The following is a 19783-nucleotide window of genomic DNA, read 5'->3' as shown; positions in this document are numbered from 1 at the left end:
GCAGGGGCGTCCAAGGGTTTCGATGAGTTCTCCACGCAAAGGTGCAAAGCAGATTTCCGAGCTGGCGAACGGGCTGATCGATCCCGTCCTGGCGCGCCGCGCCGGCATCAACACGGCCCTGCTCGGCTCATGGAGCGAAATCGCCGGCGAGGATTTCGCCGATTGCACCCGCCCGGAAAAGATCGCCTGGGCGCGCGGCGGTGACGAGGCCGGCGGCTTCCGCCCTGGCGTGCTGACCATCGCCTGCGAAGGCGCGCGCGCGCTTTTCCTCACCCATGCCCAGGGCGAACTCATCCAGCGCATCAACAGCTTCTTCGGTTTTGCCGCCGTCCACCAGATCCGCATCGTCCAGAAGCCGGTCTCAAACCCCGCCCGCCGCTCCCGCACCCCGCCGTCGCTGAAGGGCGAAGCCGCCCGCAAGCTCGAAGGCATGATGGAAGGCATAGAGGGCGACAAACTGCGCCAGGCGATCCAGCGCTTAGGCACCGCGGTGATGGGGAAACGAGGACGGTAATCCTTTGTTTGCCGCTTGCCTATCCGTATCGTGCTCGCGGTGATCCCGGCGTTCAAATCAAACGAATTCCTTTTGCGAGTCCACGTGAGGTCGTGCTAGGTTCTGACTCACGATGAGTAAAAAGCCCAACTTGACCCGCAATGCAAATACCGGTCGCCTGACCCAGGCGCGTGCCGAAAAGATCAGTGCGGTCGAAGGCTTGGTACTCAGCCCGCGCATGCGTAAGATCCTCGCGGAGACTGTAGACCAGCCGACAGAAGCGCGCCGTGAAGCGATCCGCGCGCAGTTTGTCCGCAAGTCTGCCTAAACGTTGGTTTACACTGCCGAATACGACCCGCTCTGTTATCCGGGCACGCCCGTGCTCCGCAACAAACTGGACCTTACGGACCAGAAGGAACTCGATGAGTTCGAAACAGCGATGTTCGTGCTCCGCTCGGATGAGCCTTGGCCGGAGGGCAATCTGAATGTCATGCACTATCTCGCCCTACACCAGCATCTGTTCCAGGATGTCTACGATTGGGCCGGCGAGATCCGCACCATCCGTATCGGCAAGGGTGGCAACTGGTTCTGTTATCCCGAGTTCATCGCAAACGAGCTGAATCGGATCTTTCGGGAGCTTGCCCAGGCGAACTATTTCCAAGGACTGACACAAGCAGATTTTGCAATTCAAGCCGCTCACTTGCTCGCCGAAATCAACGCCATACACCCGTTCCGTGAGGGCAACGGCCGTACCCAATTGACTTTTCTCGCTCTTATGGCCGAGCGTGCTGGTCTGCCGTTCAATGCAGAATTGCTTGATCGCGACCGTGTCATCGACGCCATGATCGAGAGCTTTGCGGGCTCAGAGCAACCGCTGGCAAGGCTGATCCTTGACATCATCACCGAACCTTGATGCGCAGGCCGACCGATCGCAATTTTGCCTAGCGGTCCCATCACGGTCACAATTCTTTGAAGGAAGTTGGCGAAGCGTGGCTTGTGAGCGGCCGTCAGCCGTTATATCGCACAGTCACGCCGTCACTCTCATACCTATGGGGAACCCATGCCGATGTCCGAAATGCAACTGACGAAACGCCGCCTCCTGGGTGGGATCGCCATCGCCGCAGCTGCCGCAGCGCTTGCCGCCTGCAACGACAGTAAGGACGCTGCCGATGCTTCGTCCTCCGGCAAGACCATGGCCGATGGCAGCAATGTCGATACCATCCAGACGGCGGCCACTTCGGCGACCGAAATGCCGCAGTCCGACGGTGATGTCGACATGGCCGAAGTGCTGAAGCCCGGCACGCTGCCGGAGATGGCGCTTGGGAAGGCCGATGCCCCCGTCAAGATCGTCGAATACATGTCGATGACCTGCCCGCATTGCGCCCATTTCCACAACACCACCTTCGACGCCATCAAGCAGAAATATGTCGACGCCGGCAAGGTGCAGTTCATCATCCGCGAATTCCCCTTCGATCCGCGCGCCGCCGCAGCATTCATGCTCGCCCGCTGCAGCGCTTCCAATCCGGAGCAGCTGAGCACGCCGGAACAGTATTTCCCGATGGTCTCCATGCTCTTCAAGCAGCAACAGGTCTGGGCCGCCGCCGATGACGGCCGCGCCGCGCTGCTGCAGATGTCGAAGCTGGCCGGATTTACTGAGGATAGCTTCACGAAATGCTTGACGAACCAGAAGCTTCTGGATGAAGTGAACGCCACGCGGGAAAGGGGATCCAAGGATTTCGGCGTCAATGCCACGCCGACTTTCCTCATCAATGGCAAGCGCTATTCTGGAGACATGCCGGTTGAAACCTTGTCGAAGCTCATCGACAGCCTCATCTGAACCGGACCGTTTGACGAAGACGGGCGACGGCGAAAGCCGTGCGCCCGTTTTTCGTATTCAGCGCAGCTTGCTGGTGTGGCCCCCTCATCCGCCTGCCGGCACCGACCGGGTTCGAGCCGCGGGTCTCGACCCGTCCTTCGGACCCCCGAGGGGAGAAGGGGTATGCCGCCTGCCTTTCTTTCCCATCATTCGAGGGATGATGTGGGCACGGCATCGACCCGGAGTCTCTTCTCCCCAGTGGGGAGAAGGTGCCGGCAGGCGGATGAGGGGGCTTCCTGCCGTGGATGTCTCCGCATGAAGTTCAACAAGCTGCGCCTGGTCGGCTTCAAATCCTTCGTCGAGCCGACGGAATTCATCATCGAGCGGGGGCTGACCGGCGTCGTCGGCCCGAACGGCTGCGGCAAGTCGAACCTCGTCGAGGCGCTGCGCTGGGTGATGGGCGAGAATTCCTACAAGAACATGCGCGCCTCCGGCATGGACGACGTGATCTTTTCCGGCTCAGGAAACCGGCCGGCCCGCAACACCGCCGAAGTGGCGCTCTATCTCGACAATGCGACGCGCACCGCACCCGCCGCCTTTAACGATGCCGACGAGATCCAGGTCACCCGCCGCATCGAGCGCGAGCAGGGTTCGCTCTACCGCATCAACGGCAAGGAAAGCCGCGCCAAGGACGTGCAGCTGCTGTTTGCCGACGCCTCCACCGGTGCCCGTTCGCCCTCGATGGTCGGCCAGGGGCGGATCGGCGAGCTGATCCAGGCAAAACCGCAGGCCCGCCGCCAGCTCTTGGAAGAGGCGGCCGGCATTTCGGGTCTGCATTCGCGCCGCCACGAAGCCGAACTGCGCCTGCGCGCCGCCGAAACCAATCTCGAGCGTCTCGACGACGTCACCTCGCAGCTCGAAAGCCAGATCGAGAGCCTGAAGCGCCAGGCCCGCCAGGCCAACCGCTTCAAGACGCTGTCGGCCGATATCCGCGGCCGCGAGGCGATGCTCTTGCATATCCGCTGGGTGCAGGCCAAGGAGGCCGAGGCCGAGGCCGATAGCGCGCTGAACCAGGCGACATCAGTCGTTGCCGAAAAGGCGCAGATGCAGATGGAGGCGGCGAAGAATCAGGGCATCGCCAGCCTGAAGCTGCCGGAACTGCGCGAAGGCGAGGCGCGCGCTGCCGCCGCCCTGCAGCGCCTGCAGATCGCCAGAAGCCAGCTGGAGGAGGATGCCGGCCGCATCCTGCGCCGCCGCGACGAGCTGACCCGCCGTCTCGCCCAGCTTGGCGAGGATATCCGCCGCGAGGAGCGGCTGGTGGCCGACAATGCCGTCATCCTGGCAAGGCTCGATGCCGAAGAGGCCGAGATATCAGAAGTGCTCGCCGATTCCGGCCGTTATGCCGAGGAAACCCGCGAGGCCTTCGAGGAGGCGGCGGCAAAACTTGCCGACAGCGAGCGCATTTTTACCCAGCTGACGGCCGAGCGCGCCGAAGCCGCTGCCGGCCGCAACCAGCTGGAGCGCGCCATCCGCGATCTCGCCGACCGCCGGATGCGCCTCGAACGGCAGATGAATGAGGCGAACCAGGAGCTTGCAGCCATCGGCGACAAGATCGCCGGCCTGCCCGATCCCGAGGAAAAGCGCGCGATCGTCGAGGCCGGCGAAATCGCGCTCGCCGATGCCGAAGCCGCCGTTCAGGTGGTGGAGCAGGCGCTGGCCGCTGCCCGCCAGACCGAGGCGCTGTCGCGCGCGCCGGTCGATCAGGCTCGCTCGAGCCTGAATGCGCTGGAAACCGAGGCCCGCACCATTTCCCGCATGCTCGCCGCCGGCGCTGCGGCCGGGAAATTCTCTCCCGTTGCCGAAGAATTGAAGGTCGATCGCGGCTTCGAAACCGCGCTCGGTGCCGCTCTCGGCGACGATCTGGAATCACCGCTCGATGCCGAGGCGCCGGCCCATTGGTCGGAGAATGGCGATGGCGCCGGCGACTCTGCGCTGCCCGCAGGTGTCACGCCGCTCCTCGCCCATATTAGCGCGCCTGCCGCACTCACCCGCCGCCTGCGCCAGATCGGCTTGGTCGCCGATGGGGACGCCAAGCGCCTGATGGCGGCGCTGCAGCCCGGCCAGCGGCTGGTGACGAAAGCGGGCGCCGTCTATCGCTGGGATGGCCACGTGACCGGCGCCGACGCGCCGAGCGCCGCAGCCCTGCGCCTTGCCCAGAAGAACCGGCTCGCCGAACTCGAAGGCGAGGCGGCCCTTGCCCGTGACGTGCTTGCCGAAGCCGAGGAGCGGCAGGCGGCCGCCACTGATGCGATCCGCGGCGAGGAGCGCCGGCTTGCCGAGGCCCGCGACATGAGCCGTCTTTCGGCCCGTCATCTCACTGAAGCGCGCGAAGCGCTTGTTACTGCCGAGCGCGCCTCCGGCGACCTGATCCGCCGCCGCGATGTCGTCAGCGAGGCCGTCAGCCAACTCGGCGCGCAGCTGGAGGAGATCGGCATCCAGGAGGAGAATGCCCGCATCGAGCTGGAGGATGCGCCCGATCTCACCGCGATCGACGAGCGGCTGCGCTTCCAGCAGGCGGAGGTCGCGACCGATCGCGGCGCGCTCGCCGAGGCCCGCTCCCGCCATGAGAGCCTGGCGCGGGAAAATGAGGCCCGTCAGCGCCGCATCATGGCGATCGGCCAGGAGCGCGAGACCTGGCGCCAGCGGGCGGCCAGCGGCGAGGATCAGGTTGCGACGCTGCGCGAGCGCGAGGAAGAGGCGCGCGAAGAGGCAGCCGAACTCGAAATGGCGCCGGATGAATTCGACGACAAGCGCCGGGCTTTGCTCAGCGAATTGCAGAAGGCCGAAGAGGCGCGCCGCAATGCCGGCGATCTCCTGGCCGAGGCCGAACGCATCCAGCGCGAGGCCGACCACCAGGCGGCAACCGCGCTGTCGGAACTTGCCGAATGCCGCGAACGCCGCGGCCGCGCCGAGGAGCGCCTGGTCTCCGCCCGCGAGAAGCGGCAGGAAAGCGAAAGCCGCATCCGCGAAGTTTTGAACGTCGCCCCGCACGAGGCGCTGCAGCTGACCGGGCGCCCGGCCATGCAGGCGCTTCCCGACCCGCGCGAGGTCGAGCGCGAGTTGGAGCGTCTGCGGATCGAGCGCGAGCGGCTCGGCGCCGTCAACCTGCGCGCCGACGAGGAACAGAAGGAACTGAGCGAGAAGCTCGAAGCGCTGATCAAGGAGCGTGACGACGTCATCGATGCGATCCGCAAGCTGCGCGGCGCCATCCAGAGCCTCAACCGCGAGGGCCGCGAGCGGCTGATCGCCGCCTTCGACGTCGTCAATGCCCAGTTCCAGCGGCTGTTCACCCATCTGTTCGGCGGCGGCACCGCCGAGCTGCAGCTGATCGAATCCGACGATCCCTTGGAAGCCGGCCTCGAAATCCTGGCCCGGCCGCCCGGCAAGAAGCCGCAGACCATGACGCTGCTCTCCGGCGGCGAGCAGGCGCTGACGGCGATGGCGCTGATCTTCGCCGTCTTCCTCACCAATCCGGCGCCGATCTGCGTGCTCGACGAGGTGGACGCGCCGCTCGACGACCACAATGTCGAGCGCTACTGCAACCTGATGGACGAAATGGCGGCCTCCACCGAAACCCGCTTCGTCATCATCACCCACAATCCGATCACCATGGCCCGCATGAACCGCCTTTTCGGCGTCACCATGGCCGAGCAGGGCGTCTCCACCCTCGTCTCAGTCGACCTGCAGACGGCTGAACGCCTGCGTGAGATTGCTTGAGGGACTGCGTTGGGGGCGTGCCGGCAGGAGGCGCAGACTGAAGGAGGCGCCAGCGCATTCCTATCCGGCCATCGCTGTTTTGCCGCGGAGGTCACCCCACCCGCCGTCCTCCTCGGGCTTGACCCGAGGATCCACCTTCGTCTCCATCGCAGCAGGGCGTGGATTCCAGGCGCGAGAGCGATTGGCGGGAGGTGCACGGTCATATTGCGTAACACCTCGCCATAAGCCGTGATAATTTGCGGCTGACGGAACTGCGGGTGATAGGCCAAAATGGTCAGGCTGAAGGCCGAAACAAGCCGAAAACGCCTGCACTTTCACCAGAATTGTCGTAACCACCAAAAAAGGTCGGCTTCTTTGCGGCCTGTACCCCATTTGGGTGATGCTCTTTGCGATGACTTGCATTAGAAGTTGTTTCAACGCAACCTGCTGCTTCAGCGCAAGCGTGGGCGGTCAAGGTTGCTTATTGTCGAATTTGCATGCGGTTTTCCGGGCAGAGGGCAAGGACCGGAAAATCTGGGGCAATTCCAGGAAACGCGCCAAGCGGCTTTCGCAGGAATTGCGTGAAGATGAAGCGATAGGGCATTCCATTATTTGAGGAAAGTGCCCTGGGTTGAGGGACCCCCCGTCCGGTTTTCCTGGCCGGACGGAAACAAGGCTTTGCGGGACCTGTTGCAGTCCCGCAAAGCTTTTTTTATGCCTTCCTCTGCATCCGGCGAAGTTTCAATCGTTTCGAACGCGGCCGGGCCGAAGATTTATTGTGCAACGCAACATTCCGCCGCATTTGTCGATTTTCATTTCAACACCAACGGATTAAGCTAATCCCGGTTTGGTGTTGGGGGGAAGATGACCAAGTGGGTCTATACGTTCGGCGACGGGCAGGCTGAGGGCCGGGCGCGCGATCACGAGATTCTGGGCGGCAAGGGCGCCAATCTGGCGGAGATGTGCGCGCTGGGATTGCCCGTTCCGCCGGGTCTGACGATCATCGGCGATGCCTGCAACACCTATTACAGGAACGGCCGCCATATCGAGGACGGTGTGAAGGCCGAGGTGCGAGCCGGCATTGCTGGCATTGAGGCGATCACCGGCCGCCGCTTCGGCGCCGGCAGCCAGCCGCTGCTGCTTTCGGTGCGCTCCGGCTCCCGTGTCTCGATGCCGGGGATGATGGACACGGTGCTCAATCTCGGCCTCAACGACGAGACGGTGCAGGCGCTCGGCCACGATGCCGGCGACGCGCGTTTTGCCTGGGACAGCTACCGCCGCTTCATCCAGATGTATGCCGATGTCGTCATGGGCCTCGGCAACGATGCTTTCGAGGAGATCCTCGAAGACGAGAAGGCCAAGCTCGGCCATGAAACCGATACCGAACTCAGCGCCACCGAATGGCAGCATATCGTTTCCCTCTACAAAAGGCTGATCGAGGAGGAACTGGAGCAGGAATTCCCGCAGGATCCCGAGGTTCAACTCTGGGGCGCGGTCGGCGCGGTCTTCTCAAGCTGGATGAGCGCACGCGCCGTCACCTACCGCCAGCTGCACAATATTCCGGGAGCCTGGGGCACGGCGGTCAACATCCAGGCGATGGTCTTCGGCAATCTCGGCAATGCCTCGGCCACCGGCGTCGCCTTCACCCGCAATCCCTCGACCGGCGAGAAGGCGCTTTACGGCGAATTCCTCGTCAATGCGCAGGGCGAGGATGTCGTTGCCGGCATCCGCACGCCGCAGAGCATCACCGAGGAAGGGCGGATTTCCTCCGGCTCGGAAAAACCCTCGATGGAAAAGCTGATGCCGGAGGCGTTTCGCGAGCTCTGCCGCATCTGCAGCGAGCTCGAGATCCATTACCGCGACATGCAGGATATCGAATTCACCATCGAGCGCGGCAAACTGTGGATGCTGCAGACCCGCGCCGGCAAGCGCTCGACCCGGGCGGCAATGAAGATCGCCGTCGACATGGTCGATGAGAAAGTGATTACCGAGGAACAGGCGGTGCTGCGCATCGAACCCTCCAGCCTCGACCAGCTGCTGCATCCGACGATCGATCCGCGCGTCACCCGCCAGGTGATCGGTACCGGGCTTCCGGCCTCGCCGGGGGCGGCCACCGGCGCCATCGTCTTCACCGCCGAGGAAGCGGTGGAGGCCGAGGCCGAGGGCCGCAAGGTCATTCTGCTCAGGGTCGAGACCAGCCCGGAGGATATTCACGGCATGCATGCCGCCGAAGGCATTCTGACGACGCGCGGCGGCATGACCAGCCATGCGGCGGTCGTCGCCCGCGGCATGGGCATCCCCTGCGTCGTCGGCGCCGGCACCATGCGCATCGATCAACGCAACGAGCGGCTGCTCGGCATGGGCGTCACCCTGAAGAAGGGCGATATCATCACCATCGACGGCTCGGCCGGCCAGGTGCTGAAGGGCGAGGTGCCGATGATCCAGCCGGAACTCTCGGGCGATTTCGGCCGCATCATGGGCTGGGCCGATCGCGCCAGGCGCATGACGGTGCGCACCAATGCCGATACGCCGGCCGATGCGCGCGCCGCCCGCTCCTTCGGCGCCGAGGGCATTGGCCTTTGCCGCACCGAACACATGTTCTTCGAGGGCGAGCGCATCCATGTGATGCGCGAGATGATCCTGGCCGAGGACGAGAAGGGCAGGCGGCTGGCGCTCGACAAGCTGTTGCCGATGCAGCGCCTGGATTTCACCGGCCTCTTCACCGTCATGCACGGCCTGCCGGTGACGATCCGCCTGCTCGATCCGCCGCTGCACGAATTCCTGCCGAAGACCGACGACGAGGTGGCCGAAGTCGCCTTCGCCATGGGCATGGAGGCTTCGGCCTTGCGCCAGCGCGTCGATGCGCTGCACGAATTCAACCCGATGCTCGGCCATCGCGGCTGTCGGCTGGCGATCTCCTACCCTGAGATCGTCGAGATGCAGGCCCGCGCCATCTTCGAGGCGGCGGTTGCCGCAGCCAAGGAGACTGGGGCGGCCGTCGTGCCTGAAATCATGGTGCCGCTGGTCGGCCTGCGCTCCGAGCTTGATTACGTCAAGGCGCGCATCGACGAGGTTGCCGGCAACGTCATGAACGAGGCCGGCATGAAGATCGATTATCTCGTCGGCACGATGATCGAGCTGCCGCGTGCGGCGCTCCGCGCCCATGTGATTGCCGAAGCCGCCGAATTCTTCTCCTTCGGCACCAACGATCTGACGCAGACCACCTTCGGCATCTCGCGCGACGACGCCTCGGCCTTCATCCCCACCTATCAGCGCAAGGGCATCATCGAGCACGACCCCTTCATCTCGCTCGATTTCGACGGGGTCGGCGAACTGATCAGCATCGCCGCCGAACGCGGCCGGCGCACCCGCAACGACATGAAGCTCGGCATCTGCGGCGAACATGGCGGCGATCCGGCCTCGATCCGCTTCTGCGAGACGATCGGGCTGGATTATGTCTCCTGCTCGCCGTTTCGCGTGCCGATCGCCCGATTGGCGGCGGCGCAGGCGGTCATATCGGAAAATCTGAAGGCGCCGCCGGGGAAATAGCCGAAGCGCTGCATGCGCCGGCATCTGCGCTCGCGGCAGCCCTTTCGGCGCGGGGTCAGCCCTTTGGGGCGCCCGGGCAGCCCTTTGGGCGCCTGGGGTCAATGATGATGGTGCCAGTGATTGCGGTAGACATAAGGCCCGTTGAGATCCCAGGCCATGCTCTGCATCATCTCCGCACTCTGCGCCCGCGATTCGGCCCGCCGGTCGAGCTCGATGCGCTGCAGGCAGGTGGCAAAACCATCGGTGCCGCGGCGGAAACCATAGCTCAGGCACTTCTGCTCATCCGCCGCCCGCCGCTCCTCCGGCGTCATCGTCTGGCAGGCGGACAGGACGGCGGCGAGGGTGGCCATGGTGATGAGAAGGCGGATGCGCATCGGGTATTCCTTGCTTTTCCCTGAGGAAATGCCATTCGGGTGCGGGCGTCAAGCGGGGAGGCCGAGATGCCCCTCATCCGCCTGCCGGCACCTTCTCCCCGCGCGCGGGGCGAAGGGGATATGCCGCAACCTCTCCGTCCCTCGCCAACCTCTCGCGGGGCATGTCCCCTCTCCCCGTCAGAACGGGGAGAGGGTTAGGGTGAGGGGCAACCACACGGCACAACCAAAATCAAGCCGCCCCAGCCGGATCGCCGATCGGCAACAGTGCCGGATCGAGCGGCGGATCCTGCGGGTTCTTCGTATCTCCAGGGTCCTGCACCGGTGTCAGCGGCGGTTTTTGCTGGATGGGGTCGGGAATGCCAGGCGTCGGCGTCGGGCCGCGCGGGGTGTCGGTTGTCGGTGTTGGGATGGGATCTCTGTTCGGCATGATCGCCTCCTTTTCAAAAAAGGAACGGCATCCCTGGCATATGGTTCCACTTTCACGAGTCGGCATTCCTCTGTATGAGGACACCTGCAAACACTGGAAACCAGCATGGCCATCCGCGATCGATTTTCGAAAAAACTGAACTGCCCGCAATGCGGCAATGAGGGCTTTGCCGAGGCCTCGGAGATCGATGATCCCAAGCGCAAGCACCCGGATTTCAAGGTCGATCAGCTGCCGCGCGGTTTTGGCGTGCAGCGCCCGTCCAACCACCAGGAGAGCTTCATGCTCAAATGCGAATGCGGCCGCAAGTTTCCCTTCCGCAGCCTGGCGGAAGCGGCGGCCGAGCGGCGCTAAAGCAATTCCAGGAAAAGTGTGCAGCGGTTTTCCCAGGCAAAGCGCGAAGCGCTTTTGCCGGGAATTGCGCAAAAAAATCAAACTTAAATCCGCTCCAGCAGCTCGACAAAAGCATCGGCGAAGCGCACCAGATGCGCGGTCTCCTCATCGGGCGCCTGCATGCGGATCTCGGTGCCGGCATAATCGAGCAGCGCCAGCACGACGCGCATCTCGTTGCCCTCATCGGGAATGCGCAGCACCGCGATGCGCCGGCAATCGGCGATGAGGCCGCCGGCCGGCAGGTCGAACAGCAATTCGCCGCCCGCCCGGTTCGCCGCCTGGCGCACCGCCTCGCAGAAGCCGGCATCGCCGCCGGCATAACCTTCGAGCGAAAGTTCGAGCTCGACGAGCTCCAGCGGCAGCATCGGCTCGCTGTGGTCGATCCCGCCAAGCGCAGACGCCTGCGGCCTGGCTGCTATCTCGGGTGAAATCATCCCGCCTCTCCTTGCCTTTAAATCAGGAGATGAAACCGCGGCAGAATGACCTTTTTTTGCCATATCAGCAAGGGCTCATGAATCGGCCCGGCCATCGCCTCGATCATGTCAGGGGAATTCCAGCTGATATTCCAAGACAACAGTTTCAATTCAGCCGAATCTTGCCCAGATCCGGATGATTTTAGGCCGGGCCGGCCTAAAATCTGAATCCGGATCTGAATCAAAGAAATAGAGCATGATGTCGTCCGAAAACCGCTTCACACTTTTCGGCATCATGCTCTAAACAAGGATATGGCGATTTGCGTGGTCGAGGACGCGGCGCTGACGAGCAACCGGTAAGTTTGATGGCCATCCGTTACGACCGTCCCGTTTCCAGCGCCGCCCGCTTTGCGCGGCTGCTCGGGGCGTTTTCGCTGGTGCTGGCGCTGGCGGTGCTGATCGCCCATCGCTTCGGCGGGCTGGCCACCCCCTATCTCGTGCTGCTCTTGATCGCCGCCGCCGGCTGCGGGCTGCTGGCCGCGCTGCTGGCCGCCGTCGGCCTGCGCAGCCTCTGGGTCTCAGGCGCCGAAGGCGGGCTCGCCGCACTCGCCGCCCTGATCTATGCCGCCTTTCCGCTTACGATCGGCGCCTTTGCCGCCGAGCAATATCTCAGCCTGCCGGATATCTACGACGTCTCCACCGATCCGGTCTCGGTGCCGGACTGGCTGTCGCCGCCGCACGCCGATCAGATCTGGCTGAAGCGCAATCCGGTGACGCCGGAGGATCGCGAAAAGCAGATGACTGCCTATCCCGAGCTGACCGGCCGGCGTTATGAGGGGGCGCTCGACCGGGTGCTGGAAGCGGTGCGCAAGGTCGCCAAGCAGAGTGGCTTCACGATCGTCAGGAGCAGCGGCACCAGCGAGCCGGATCGCGACCCGGAGGACGGACCGGCCAAACCCGCCCCCGGCGACGAGGCCGTCGCCGATGCGCCCGGCATCATCCCGGTGCCGACGCCGCGCCCCTATGACGACGATGTCGCCAAGCTGATCCGCGGTGCCAACGGCGTGACGCTGCAGGCGAGCAACCGCACGCTGATCCTCGGCCTGCGCTTCGATATCCTCATCCGCCTGCGCGAAGAGGCCGAAACCACCTTCGTCGACATCCGCGTCGCCTCCCGCTACGGCCAACACGACCTCGGCTTCAGCGCCGCCATCGCCGGCGATTATCTGAAGGCGCTGGATTCCGAACTATTAGGGATTGCGGGTGGGTGAGCCGCGGTGGCGCAAAGCGCCAGCAATCGATCCAGTGAATCGATTGCAGCGGCGAACGCCCTGAGCCAAAGCGAAGGGCCGGGAGAGGGTGCGGCAGGCTCCGGCCTCCTATCACCGCACACCAGCGAAAATTTTAGCGCGAATGCTACCCCAACCTCCCTCATTCCTGTGCTCGTCACAGGAATCCAGTGCGCCCAAGTCTTTGGGCGCGGAAGACATTTCACGCTTGGTGAGAGTCAATCACCGCGCAGACGCGCGGTGGCTGGATTCCTGTGACGAGCACAGGAATGAGGGAGGAAAGGGTGTGCCGTGCTGGCCCCCCTCTGCCCTACCGGGCATCTCCCCCACAGGTGGGGAGAACACAAGTGGCCCAAACTTCGCGCCCCCTCTACCGTTCCGACGGGCTGCAACGTCAGTTGTTTGGGGAAGCCAGCGCTCCCAGCCGATCTCCCCACCTGTGGGGGAGATGCCCGGCAGGGCAGAGGGGGGCTCACACGGCAGGCCGGCTGAGGTGAGGAAGAACGACCTCACTCCACCACCAACCACCCCGTATACCGCACCACCAGCCCTGTCAGCCGCCCGCCGATCTCGACGTGAAAATGGAACCGCCCCTCACGCTCCTCCTCGAACGTCTCCCCGCCCGGCGCCAGGAACAGCGGCAGCGGGATCCCGCAAAAGCGCCAGCCGCGCACCACCAGCCGCAGCTTGTTTCCTTCAGGCACCAGCGCCACCAGCACCCGGAACGGCCCGAAGACTTCCGCCAGCAGGTGCCGGTCGCGGCCCTTGTCCTCGAGCTGCAGGCTGTGGAAGCTCTTGCCCCCGAAATCCCGCGTCCAGATCTCGTTGTCGCCATCGGCGGCGAAGCGCACCGTGACCGGCACATCCTCACTCGCCGGAGGAAAGCCGATCAGCCGGGCGACGATCCTCGCCAGCCACCCGCTGCCGCGCTCGATCCGCGCCCGGCCGGAGGCGACACGCGCGCCGCCCGCATGCATGGCTGATATGGCCGGCGGCAGCCGCTCGAAGGCGCTGCCGAGAACCCTGTGGTAAAGCGGCAGGCCGGCGCCCTCGCTTTCCGCCCTGATCCCTGTTGCAATCGAGAAGCGCTGGAATTCCGCTTCGAAATCCGCGAGCTGCAATTCCCCCGCCGCCGGCCGGGCGCCATTTTCCGGCCGGACACCCTTGAGCAGCCGGCGCACCAGCGCCGCCACGCCGGTGACCGGAATGAACGGCCCGTCATCCCCCTCGGCAATCAGATGCCAGCCGCAGGCAAGCGGTTTGCCGGCGGCATCGAGGCCGCTCAGGCGCACGAACATGCCGCCGCGATGCTCGCCGATCGCCAGGCCGTGGCTCGCCCGCTGCATCAGCCGCGCAAAGGGCGTCAGCGACGGCAGCAGCTTCAGCCGCGTGAGCCCCGCCGCAAACCCGAGCAGCCGCTGCAGCGCCTGCGGCTCCGTTCCGACCCCGGTGAAGCTCGATTGCAGGCCGGCAAAACGCCTCGGCAGCAGCGCCAGATCCGGCGCATCCACCAGCAGGAAATTCCGGCTGCGGAGCGGCGCCACGCCGGGTGGCGCCACCGTCACCCGCATCGCCTCGATCAGCCCGCGTCCCTGCGCCGGCCGCCCCTGGCGCAGCACCGAGACCGGCTTGCCGGCATAACTCGCAATTGCTCTCACGACATTGAGGCCGATCTTCACATGCGCCGACGGGGCAATGCCCGCAGCCACCGCATCGATCCGGGAAAACCGCGGCACCATCACATCGAGCGCTGCGAAGGACAGCGCCGGCAGGCTGCTGAGGCCGGAAAGCGCAAAAACGCCCTTCGCTTTCGCTTGCGTATCGAGCCCGCCGATCCCAGCGACGAAGCCGGTGCTGTCGGCGAGATCGGCATAATCGATGTCGAGCCCGATGCAGGCGCGCACGACCTTATAGGGGTCTTCCCCAAAACTCTGGAACGGCCCGGAGGCATCGACGACGAGATCGGGCTGCAGCCGCATCAACTGTTCGCTGAGATCGCCGTCACGATCGAAGCGCACGGCCTGCAGGCTCGCCCCCAGATTGCTGCTGCCCAGGCCCTCGGATCCATCTTTCGGCGATCTGAGATCGGCAACGAAATCGTCGGCCTTCTCAAGCGACCGCCCCCCGATCAACAGCCTGAGCCGCGGTTCATCGCCAAGCAGCCGCGCCAGCCGGCCGCCGAACGTGCCGTAGCCGCCGATGATCAGCAGCGAAAGCCGCTCGCCGCTCATGCGATGAAGCGGCTGCGCTGCTCCGCCGTCGGCACCATGCAGCTCTGCCGGCCGGCGATCTTCAGCCGGTTGCGGGCGATGAATTCATAGAGCGTATCGGCAAGGCGGCGCGGCAGCAGCCGGAAGAGCTTGACCAGCGAATAGGGAAAGCCGAGGCCGGCCACCATGCGGATCGAGCCGTCGGACTTGAAGAAGGCGCGGCCATTCTCGATGAAGATATTGGTCTCGTAATCGCGCTCATTCAGCCCATAATGCCGGTAGAGGGCTGCGCCGAGCGGCGACTGGGCGGCGAGGAAGCGGTATCGCCGTTGCCTGTCATGCTTCAGCGCGAATTTCACCCAGCCGGAGCAGAAGACGCATTCGCCATCGAAAATGATCAGCGGCTGGTCATCGGCAAAATCCGGCACATCGGCATCATCGCGATAGCTGTAAGCGGTGCGCGTCATGGTAATCTCCCCATCTCCCGCTTACAACAGCCGGTAGGTGGCGGCAAGAGAAGGCGGCCCATCCGCGGCGATCTCGCCGCGCTCGACGAGATCCTCGATATGGGCGAGCACGGAAAGGGCCGCCGCCCCATGCAGCTTCGGGTCGGTATCGCTGTAGATCGCCTTCACCATCTCGGCAATCTTAGCGTCGCCCGCCCGGATGCGTGCCAGCACCGCCCGCTCGCGCTTCAGCCGATGCGCCTTCAGCGCCGGCAGAAAACTCGCCGGCGCCGTCACCGCCCCGCCATGGCCGGGCAGCAGCAGACGATCCTCACGCGCTATCAGCCGCTCGAGCGAGGCCATATAATCCGCCATCGACCCATCCGGCGGCGCGACGATCGAGGTCGACCAGGCCATGACATGATCGCCGGAGAAGAGAATATCGCGGCCTTCGAGCGCGAAGGCGGCATGATTGGCCGTATGCCCCGGCGTCAGCACCGACGTCAGCGCCCAGCCATCGCCCGCAATGGTCTCACCGTCGCCGATCGCGATATCGGGCGCGAAGTCCAGATCCGAGCTTTCGGCAAACGGATTGATCTCGCCATCTCTGAGCCGCCGTGCCGGCCGGTGCGGCCCTTGCCCCACCGTCACCGCCCCCGTTTCCGCCTGCAGCCGGCGGGCCAGCGGCGAGTGGTCGCGATGCGTATGGCTGACGAAGATATGCGTCACCTCCCGCCCGCCAAGCGCTGCCATCAACGCCTGAAAATGCGCCTCATCCTCCGGCCCGGGATCGATGACCGCGACCGAGGCGGCGCCGACGATATAGCTGTTGGTGCCGAAAAAGGTGAAAGGCCCGGGATTCTCCGCCGTGACCCGCTCGACCCCTGGCGCCACCGGCACGGCGCGCCCATAGGCCGGCTCGAAAGCAAGGTCGAATGCGGGGCTTTCCATGAGGGACGATGCTCTCGAGGCCGATGACACCGCCCATTCCTAGCACGGCCCTTTGCGCTCTGCAGCGCATAAATCTGCGCGAGGGGCAACTTAGTCATTGTGACAGACGGAGAGCTTTGCTAATCAGGCGTCGAATTGAGCCGGCGCTTCGCGCCGAAAGCTCTGGTGGGGCGTCGCCAAGCGGTAAGGCAACGGTTTTTGGTACCGTCATCCCTGGTTCGAATCCAGGCGCCCCAGCCATCTTCACCCCGCTGCGCTCTCGTTCAATCCTCTGATCACCTCGACGAGCTTCTTCGTCTTCTCGAAGTCGAAGACCTGCTGCGGACCTTCTGGTGCAACATCGATGAATGGGCTTTCGTAGAGCAGGGCGGGATCCATGACGCCTCTCTCCGTCAAGTGCTCAATGACCATTTCGATGAATTCGATCTGGTCGGCCGTGGCGCCGCTGTCGGAGACGAAGCCGGAGAAGGCTTCGGCGACGGCCGCCCGGTCGAGCCCAACCAGCGAGCGGACGAACGCGCCGAAGCCGTGCGCGACTTCCGTCGCCTTCTCCAGATGCTTGACATCGCCGATGCCGGCCGAAAGCAGCATGGCCTGCAACTCTTCGATATCGGTCGGCGTCAGCGGCCTGCCGTGGCGCAGCTTGGCGATGGCGATGTGGTCCTCGTGCTCGCGCAGGAAATGCCGGGCCTTCCGCTTGAAGCGGGCGAAATCCACTTCGCCGACCTCCGGCAGATCGATCTCAGCGCCCAGGCCCAACTCGTCCTCGAAATCGGTATAGACGATCTTGCGCTTGCCCTTCTCGATGTGTTGCACCAGCCCACGAAGCCTCAGCCGCACCAGTTCGAGCAGCGGCACGGTAATGCCTTCCCACCAGGGGTCCGAGAGGATGTCGAGGATTAGCGGATGCTGGGCGGCGATGATCGGGATCGCAGTCTGTTCGTCCAGCGCCGAGGCAATCTCGATCAACTGCTTCTTCAGCCGGTCGAAGCTTTTCGAACCCTTGAGCAGCGCCAGCTCCAGCCCGAAAATCAGAAGATCGAAGCGTTTGGCTTCCTCCGGCTCGCCCTTCACTTCGGTTGGCAGCGGCGCAACCTCGTCGAGCAACTCGTCACGCACCGCGTCTGTCAGCTGGTTCCAGGCCTCAGCGGATTTATATTTCTCCACCGTCCGCCGCTTCGCCCGTACGATGAAGTTATCGAAATTCATGCCGGCAACGTAGGTCTGCAATGCATCCAGCGCTTCGTCGCGGATCGCCTGCTCATTGAGCGGCTTGCCAGCGCCGGCGTCGTAACCTTCCTGGCGGGCCTCGGCCATGCCAGAAGCGTCTAACCTGTGCTTGTTGTCCAGAGCGCGGACGAGATTGAAGCGGGCGGCGAACAGGCTTTCGTTCAGGCTTTTCGCATTACGGCCGTCGTCGGGCTGCGGGTTCTGGCGGAAGAATTCCAGGTTCTGGCAATAGTCGAAGACGCGGAAGAATTCCTTGTCCTCACCGGGGCCGAAGAGATCGGGGCAAAGTCGCGTGCCGCGCCCGATGATCTGCCAGAATTTCGTCTTCGAGCGGATCAGCTTGAACAGCACGAGGTTGACCACCTCAGGCACGTCGATGCCGGTGTCGAGCATATCGACGGAGATGGCGATATGCGGATTGCCGTCCTTCTTGGAAAAGTCGTCGATCAGGCTCTGGGCATATTCGGTCTTGAAGGTGATGACGCGGGCAAAATGGCCGGCAAGATGCGGATAGGCGCGGTTGAAGCGCTCCTCGATGAACTCAGCATGCTGCTGGTTCTTGGCGAAGATGATGGTCTTGCCGAGCCGGTCACCGCCAGCGACTTTCAGGCCCTCGGTCATCACATGCGCCAGCACCTTGTCGACGGTGTCGGCGTTGAACAGCCATTTGTTGACGGCTTCGGCGTTGACCGTATCAGGCGGATCGCCATCCTCCTCGTCCCATTCCAGCATGTCCCACTGCTCTTTTTCCTCCTCGGAAAGATCGTCGTAGCGGATGCCTTCGCGCTGGAATTTGAGCGGTACGGAGACCGAATGTGGCGGCACGAGATATTCGTCTTCCACAGCCTTGTCGAGGGAATAGGCGTCTGTGGGAACGCCATCCTCGAGGTCGAACAGACCAAAGGTGTTGTGGTCGATCTCGTCCTTCGGCGTGGCGGTGAGGCCAACCAGCAGACTGTCGAAATAATCGAAGATCGCGCCGTAGCGCTGATAGACAGAGCGGTGCGCCTCATCGATGATGACGAGATCGAAATGGCCGGGGCCGAAGCGGGCTTGTCCCGCTTGCCGCTCGTCGATCAGGTTCATCATCGTCGGATAGGTGGAGAGGAAGACGCGGCCTTCGGCGTTTTTCTCCGTTACCAGGTTGACCGGCGAGGTCTCCGGCAGTTGCCGCTTGAACTCCCGCACCGCCTGGTTCACCAGCGCCACGCGGTCTGCCAGAAAAAGCACGCGCTTCACCCAGCCGGCGCGCATCAAAAGGTCGACCAGCGCGATTACCGTGCGGGTCTTGCCGGAGCCGGTCGCCATGACCAGCAGGCTCTTGCGCTGCTTGTGGGCCTCAAAGCTCTCGGCGACACGCGAGATGGCCCGGGTCTGGTAATAACGGCCGGCGATTTGTCTGTTGACGGGCAGTCCGGCAATCGGCTTGCGGCTCGCCCGCCGCTGGATCATCAGGGCCAGCTCGTCCTTCTTGTAGAAACCGGAAACGGCGCGCTGCGGATAGGCGGTATCGTCCCAGATCCAATGCTCGTAGCCATTGGAGGTGAAGATCACCGGCCGCTGACCGAACTGCTTTTCCAGGCAATCGGCATAGAGCTTGGCCTGCTGCTGGCCGGCGCGCGGATCACGCTTGGTGCGCTTGGCCTCGATCAGCGCTAGGGGTTTGCCGTCGTCACCCCAAAGCACGTAATCGACGAAACCCTTGCCCTCGCTGTTCGGCATGCCCTCGACAGGAAACTCCCGATCACGCGGCTGGTTGAGCTTCCAGCCGGCTTCCTTCAGCAACAGGTCGATATAAAGATCGCGTGTCTGCGCTTCCGAATAATCGTGATGGTCGGGCTGCGCCTCGTTTTCATGGCGGGCAGCGGCCACTTCAGCGCGCAGCCGCGTCAACTCGGCGTCGAGATCGGCCTTGTCACGCAGCATGGCTTCGAAGGCGGCGTCCTTCGCTTCCATCTCGCTCTTCATGCGGGTGAGTTCGGCGAAGGCGCGCTTCACGACGTCGGCCTTGCGGGTGAGATGCACGGGATCGAAGGCGAGCCCGTCGGCCGGGCGATCCTTGCGTGCATAGGTGCGGGCCAGCCAGAAGCAGAGATGGAACAGCTCACGCACGGCATTCGCCGCTTCGGCGGGCTTCGTCTCTCGGCTTTCATGGACGGCCTGGTTGCCGATCTTGATGATGACGCGGGCTTTGGAAAACACCGCCTGGCCGGTGAGCTTCTGAAAACTCGGCTCGTGGATCAGCGCCGAGATATTGCTCTGATAGGGGAAGTTCAAGGCCGGGTCATGTTTGTAAGCCCATTGCACCGCCAGTTCCACCGTTCGCCGTGCATAAAACGCCGCCGCCCGCGGATCGCCCTCGGCCAGAGCTTCCGCCCGCTTCGCGCTGTCGAAGATTTCTGGAAATTCGGCGGCTAGGAAGGCGAAGTTGGACATGGA

General features: G+C 64.0%; 15 protein-coding genes, 1 tRNA gene and 1 pseudogene. 9 read left to right on the top strand and 8 right to left on the bottom strand.

Annotated features, from left to right (window positions below; translation table 11 throughout):
• The first annotated feature begins 22 nt into the window (after nucleotides 1-22).
• The 6 genes from AF337_RS32585 (at nucleotide 23) to ppdK (ending at nucleotide 9614) form a co-directional block, all read left to right on the top strand.
• Entirely contained in the window at nucleotides 23-514 is a 492-nt protein-coding gene (locus tag AF337_RS32585) for a DUF721 domain-containing protein (protein ID WP_049735361.1), read from the top strand.
• Nucleotides 515-626: 112 nt separating this feature from the next.
• A complete protein-coding gene (locus AF337_RS32580) occupies nucleotides 627-821 on the top strand; it encodes a hypothetical protein (protein WP_049735349.1) in 195 nt (64 codons plus the stop codon).
• A 3-nt stretch (nucleotides 822-824) separates the two neighbouring features.
• Complete coding sequence (locus AF337_RS32575; RefSeq protein WP_049735348.1) at nucleotides 825-1406, top strand: Fic/DOC family protein; 582 nt, start codon at nucleotides 825-827, stop codon at nucleotides 1404-1406.
• A gap of 153 nt (nucleotides 1407-1559) precedes the next feature.
• Entirely contained in the window at nucleotides 1560-2330 is a 771-nt protein-coding gene (locus AF337_RS32570; RefSeq protein ID WP_425287906.1) for a DsbA family protein, read from the top strand.
• 294 nt (nucleotides 2331-2624) lie between these two features.
• Nucleotides 2625-6086, top strand: coding sequence for a chromosome segregation SMC family protein (locus AF337_RS32565; RefSeq protein WP_049735346.1), 3462 nt, complete (start codon nucleotides 2625-2627; stop codon nucleotides 6084-6086).
• A gap of 843 nt (nucleotides 6087-6929) precedes the next feature.
• Complete coding sequence (ppdK, locus tag AF337_RS32560) at nucleotides 6930-9614, top strand: pyruvate, phosphate dikinase (RefSeq protein WP_049735345.1); 2685 nt, start codon at nucleotides 6930-6932, stop codon at nucleotides 9612-9614.
• Nucleotides 9615-9712: 98 nt separating this feature from the next.
• Here ppdK and AF337_RS32555 read toward each other — a convergent pair whose 3' ends face one another.
• A complete protein-coding gene (locus tag AF337_RS32555) occupies nucleotides 9713-9988 on the bottom strand; it encodes a hypothetical protein (RefSeq protein WP_049735344.1) in 276 nt (91 codons plus the stop codon).
• Nucleotides 9989-10217: 229 nt separating this feature from the next.
• Nucleotides 10218-10415, bottom strand: a complete 198-nt coding sequence (locus AF337_RS32550) for a hypothetical protein (RefSeq protein ID WP_049735343.1) — start codon at nucleotides 10413-10415, stop codon at nucleotides 10218-10220.
• A 105-nt stretch (nucleotides 10416-10520) separates the two neighbouring features.
• Between AF337_RS32550 and AF337_RS32545 the strand changes: the two genes are divergently transcribed.
• Entirely contained in the window at nucleotides 10521-10766 is a 246-nt protein-coding gene (locus AF337_RS32545) for a hypothetical protein (protein ID WP_037073946.1), read from the top strand.
• A gap of 83 nt (nucleotides 10767-10849) precedes the next feature.
• Here the strand turns inward: AF337_RS32545 and AF337_RS32540 are convergent, their stop codons facing one another.
• On the bottom strand, nucleotides 10850-11239 hold the full coding sequence (locus AF337_RS32540; protein WP_049735342.1) for a hypothetical protein: 390 nt from the start codon (nucleotides 11237-11239) through the stop codon (nucleotides 10850-10852).
• Nucleotides 11240-11583: 344 nt separating this feature from the next.
• Between AF337_RS32540 and AF337_RS32535 the strand changes: the two genes are divergently transcribed.
• On the top strand, nucleotides 11584-12489 hold the full coding sequence (locus AF337_RS32535; RefSeq protein ID WP_049735341.1) for a DUF1499 domain-containing protein: 906 nt from the start codon (nucleotides 11584-11586) through the stop codon (nucleotides 12487-12489).
• 147 nt (nucleotides 12490-12636) lie between these two features.
• On the opposite strand, the pseudogene AF337_RS45845 reads toward AF337_RS32535, so the two are convergent.
• From AF337_RS45845 to AF337_RS32520, 4 genes and pseudogenes are all read right to left on the bottom strand, one after another.
• Nucleotides 12637-12787: pseudogene (locus AF337_RS45845) on the bottom strand (tRNA lysidine(34) synthetase TilS); the annotation flags it as partial.
• 229 nt (nucleotides 12788-13016) lie between these two features.
• A complete protein-coding gene (locus AF337_RS32530) occupies nucleotides 13017-14738 on the bottom strand; it encodes a saccharopine dehydrogenase family protein (RefSeq protein ID WP_049735340.1) in 1722 nt (573 codons plus the stop codon).
• Nucleotides 14735-15184, bottom strand: coding sequence for a thiol-disulfide oxidoreductase DCC family protein (locus AF337_RS32525; protein ID WP_049735339.1), 450 nt, complete (start codon nucleotides 15182-15184; stop codon nucleotides 14735-14737). Before AF337_RS32525 ends, AF337_RS32530 begins: the two co-directional genes overlap by 4 nt.
• Nucleotides 15185-15205: 21 nt before the next feature.
• Nucleotides 15206-16114, bottom strand: coding sequence for an MBL fold metallo-hydrolase (locus AF337_RS32520; protein WP_049735338.1), 909 nt, complete (start codon nucleotides 16112-16114; stop codon nucleotides 15206-15208).
• Between the two features lie 166 nt (nucleotides 16115-16280).
• On the opposite strand from AF337_RS32520, the gene AF337_RS32515 reads away from it, so the two are divergent.
• A tRNA-Gln gene (locus tag AF337_RS32515) sits at nucleotides 16281-16354 on the top strand.
• A gap of 3 nt (nucleotides 16355-16357) precedes the next feature.
• Here AF337_RS32515 and AF337_RS32510 read toward each other — a convergent pair.
• Complete coding sequence (locus AF337_RS32510; RefSeq protein ID WP_049735337.1) at nucleotides 16358-19780, bottom strand: DEAD/DEAH box helicase family protein; 3423 nt, start codon at nucleotides 19778-19780, stop codon at nucleotides 16358-16360.
• Nucleotides 19781-19783: the final 3 nt, after the last annotated feature.

The organism is Rhizobium ecuadorense, assembly GCF_001187535.1.
GTDB lineage: Bacteria > Pseudomonadota > Alphaproteobacteria > Rhizobiales > Rhizobiaceae > Rhizobium > Rhizobium ecuadorense.
This window is presented reverse-complemented; position numbering and strand designations above follow the sequence as displayed.

Excerpts from the sequence above, each read along its gene's own strand:
- AF337_RS32535 (WP_049735341.1), top strand. The coding sequence starts at position 11,584 with ATGGCCATCCGTTACGACCGTCCCGTTTCCAGCGCCGCCCGCTTTGCG.
- AF337_RS32565 (WP_049735346.1), top strand. The coding sequence starts at position 2,625 with ATGAAGTTCAACAAGCTGCGCCTGGTCGGCTTCAAATCCTTCGTCGAG.
- AF337_RS32510 (WP_049735337.1), bottom strand. The coding sequence starts at position 19,780 with ATGTCCAACTTCGCCTTCCTAGCCGCCGAATTTCCAGAAATCTTCGAC.
- AF337_RS32530 (WP_049735340.1), bottom strand. The coding sequence starts at position 14,738 with ATGAGCGGCGAGCGGCTTTCGCTGCTGATCATCGGCGGCTACGGCACG.
- AF337_RS32520 (WP_049735338.1), bottom strand. The coding sequence starts at position 16,114 with ATGGAAAGCCCCGCATTCGACCTTGCTTTCGAGCCGGCCTATGGGCGC.
- AF337_RS32555 (WP_049735344.1), bottom strand. The coding sequence starts at position 9,988 with ATGCGCATCCGCCTTCTCATCACCATGGCCACCCTCGCCGCCGTCCTG.
- ppdK (WP_049735345.1), top strand. The coding sequence starts at position 6,930 with ATGACCAAGTGGGTCTATACGTTCGGCGACGGGCAGGCTGAGGGCCGG.
- AF337_RS32570 (WP_425287906.1), top strand. The coding sequence starts at position 1,560 with ATGTCCGAAATGCAACTGACGAAACGCCGCCTCCTGGGTGGGATCGCC.
- AF337_RS32540 (WP_049735342.1), bottom strand. The coding sequence starts at position 11,239 with ATGATTTCACCCGAGATAGCAGCCAGGCCGCAGGCGTCTGCGCTTGGC.
- AF337_RS32580 (WP_049735349.1), top strand. The coding sequence starts at position 627 with ATGAGTAAAAAGCCCAACTTGACCCGCAATGCAAATACCGGTCGCCTG.
- AF337_RS32550 (WP_049735343.1), bottom strand. The coding sequence starts at position 10,415 with ATGCCGAACAGAGATCCCATCCCAACACCGACAACCGACACCCCGCGC.
- AF337_RS32525 (WP_049735339.1), bottom strand. The coding sequence starts at position 15,184 with ATGACGCGCACCGCTTACAGCTATCGCGATGATGCCGATGTGCCGGAT.
- AF337_RS32545 (WP_037073946.1), top strand. The coding sequence starts at position 10,521 with ATGGCCATCCGCGATCGATTTTCGAAAAAACTGAACTGCCCGCAATGC.
- AF337_RS32585 (WP_049735361.1), top strand. The coding sequence starts at position 23 with ATGAGTTCTCCACGCAAAGGTGCAAAGCAGATTTCCGAGCTGGCGAAC.